Raw genomic sequence first — 3,187 nt, forward strand, 5'->3', positions numbered from 1 at the left:
GGGAGTTGCCGGTGACGGCGAGTGGGAAGTTGGATCGTGCCGCACTCCCCGCACCCGTCGTTGCGCGTGGGCCACACCGCGCGCCCCGGACAGCGGCGGAGCACACGCTGGCGTCGGTGTTCGCCGAGGTGCTGGGGCTCGACCAGGTCGGGTTGGACGAGTCGTTCTTCGCGCTGGGCGGCGACAGCATCCTGTCGATCCGGCTCGTATCCCGCGCCAAGGCGGGCGGATTGGTGTTCACGCCGCAGCAGGTGTTCGAGCACCGGACCGTGGCAGCGCTCGCGGCGGAATCGGAGATCGCGGACGACGAGACCACAGTTGCCCTCGCCGAACTCGCGGGCGGCGGAATCGGCACGTTCCCGCCGACGCCGGTGATCCGGTACCTGATCGAGCGCGGCGGGCACTTCGAGCGGTTCAGCCAGAGCGTGCTGCTCGACCTCCCGGAAGGCATCGACCCGGACCGGCTCCTCGCGACGATCACGGCGGTGCTCGCACGACACGACATGCTGCGGTCGCGGCTCTACCGGGACGCGAACGGGCAGTGGCAGATGGAGACTCGTGCCGCGACCGAGATCGACACCGACACACTGGTCCGGCGTATCGCCTTCGACCCGGCGACCGATCCCGGCATGCTGGCAGAGCTGATCGCGACCGAACACCAAGCGGCCGTGGAGAGATTGCGCCCGTCCGACGGAGTGGTCGTCCAGTTCGTGTGGCTCGACCCGGAGCCCGCCGCCGCGGCCCCGGCCCGGACGGGACGAGTGATCGTGGTCGCGCACCACCTCGCGGTCGACGGGGTGTCGTGGCGGATTCTGCTGCCCGACTTCGCCGCCGCCTGGTACCAGGTCAGCACGGGGAGCGTGCCGTCCCTCCCGGAACCGGCGACGTCGATGCGCCGATGGGCGCACGCGCTGGCCGACGAAGCTGTCCGGAGCGAGCGAGCCGCCGAACTGGTGTGGTGGCAGAACGTCGTCGACGGACCCGACCCGCCGATCACCGAACGCCCCCTCGATCCCGGCCGGGACCTCGCGACCGCGCTGCAAGACGTGAGTGTCGAGACCTCCCCCGACGACACGTCCGTTCTGCTCACCCGCCTGCCGGAGCTGTATCACGGGGGTGTCCTCGACGTCCTGCTGACGGCGCTGGTGGTGGCGTCGTCGAGGTGGCGAGCCGAGCGGGGGATCCCGGGAACGTCGATGCTGATCCGGCTGGAAGGGCACGGCCGGGAGCAGCAGGTGGTGCCGGGCGCCGACCTGTCCCGCACCGTCGGCTGGTTCACGACGGTCTTCCCCGTCCGCGTCGATCTCCAGGGCATCGACCTCGACGACGCGCTGGCCGGCGGCCACGACATGGGCAGCGCCGTGAAACGCGTGAAAGAACACCTCCGGGCAGTGCCCGACATGGGGATCGGTTACGGACTGCTCCGCTACCTGAACCCGGACACGGCCGGCAGTCTGCCGAGAGCAGAACCCGGGCAGATCAGCTTCAACTATCTCGGCCAGGTTCCGGATTCGGCCGATCACGACACCGCGGTCGGCTGGAGTCCCGCCGACGGGTTCGGCGACCTGCGGTACGTCCCGGACCCCGACATGCCGGCGTCTGCCGCCGTCGAGATCAACGCGATCGTGATCGGCGGACGACTCCGGGTCGGGTTCGGTTTCCCGGACACCCTGCTCGCGCACGCCGAGGTGGACCGGCTGGCGAAGCGGTGGCGGGAAGCGTTGTCCGCGTTGGTGTCCCACGCTCGGGATGGGGACGCAGGCGGACTCACACCGTCGGACGTTCCCCTCGTCGACGTGACCCAGAGCGACCTCGACACGTGGGAGGAGTGCTTCGGCGCGCTCACCGACGTGTGGCCGCCCGCACCCCTGCAGGCCGGGTTGCTGTTCCACGCCCTGCTCGCGAAACCGTCGATCGACGCGTACACGGTGCAGGTGGAACTGCACCTGCAGGGGGCCGTCGACCCGGCCCGGATGCGCCGCGCCGCACAGGCATTGCTGGAGCGGCACGCGAATCTGCGGGTGGCGTTCGTCCCCGCCCGAGACGGAACCTTCGTCCAGGTGGTGCCCGCGGCCGTCGACCTGCCGTTCCGCGAAATCGACCTCACGGACCTGCCCGAGGCCGCGCGCACCGCCGAACTGGACCGGGTGCTCACCGCCGATCGGGCCGTACCGTTCGACACGTCCCGGGCCCCACTGGTGCGGTTCCTGCTCGTGACCACCGGCAGCCACGAATCGCGGCTCGTGTGGACCAATCACCACACCCTCCTCGACGGATGGTCGATGCCGCTGGCGATCCGCGAACTGCTCGCGCTCTATGTGGCCGGAGACGATGGGTCTGCGTTGCCGCGACCCCGGCCCTACCGAGACTTCCTGTCGTGGCTGCACCGCCGGGACCCCGCGGAATCACGAGCGGCGTGGGCGACCGCGCTCGCCGGCGTCGACGGTCCGACACTGCTGCTGCCGGACGCACGGGGGCGGCCGTTGTCGGCTCCTCCCGAGAGCGCCCTGTTCACCGTGTCCGGGGATTTGACCGCCGGCCTCACCACCCTCGCGCGTACCCGCAACACGACACTGAACACGGTGACGCAGGTGGCGTGGGGCATCGTGCTCGGCGCGGCGACGTCCCGCCACGACGTGACGTTCGGAAGCACCGTGTCCGGACGGTCGCCGCACCTGACCGGGGTCGAATCGATGATCGGATTGTTCGTCAACACCGTGCCCACACGCATCACACTGAACCCCCGGGAAACGCTGGGCCGACTGCTCGACCGGACACAGGCGGAACAGGCGGCCCTCCTCGACCACCACCACCTCGGTCTCGCCGACATCCAGCGAGCAGCCGGCCCCGACATCGGGTTCGACACGGCAACCGTCTTCGAGTCGTACCCGATCGACCGGGGAGGCCTGACCGAGAACACCGACCTCGCCGGCATCCGGGTGGTCGACGTGCGCGGCGTCGACGCCACACATTATCCGCTGAGCGTCGCCTTCTCGGTGGACACGCAGCTGCGCATGACGTTTCACTACCGACCCGACCTGGTCGACAGGGCCACCGTCGACGCGATAGCAGGCCGGGTCACCCGGGTGCTCGAGGCGATGGCCTCCGATCCGGACGTCACGGTGGCTCGGGTGGATGTGTTGGGTTCGGGTGAGCGGGGTGTGTTGGTGCCGGTGCGGGGTGGGGT

At 70.1% G+C, this 3,187-nt stretch carries 1 protein-coding gene; it reads left to right on the plus strand.

The window, feature by feature from the left end; all coding sequences use genetic code 11:
* On the plus strand, nucleotides 1–3,187 hold a 3,187-nt coding region (locus QM841_RS42765; protein WP_283336778.1), incomplete at both ends, for a condensation domain-containing protein.

Origin of the sequence: Rhodococcus sp. IEGM 1307, from assembly GCF_030056915.1 — a bacterium.
GTDB classification, from domain to species: Bacteria; Actinomycetota; Actinomycetes; order Mycobacteriales; family Mycobacteriaceae; genus Rhodococcus_F; species Rhodococcus_F opacus_D.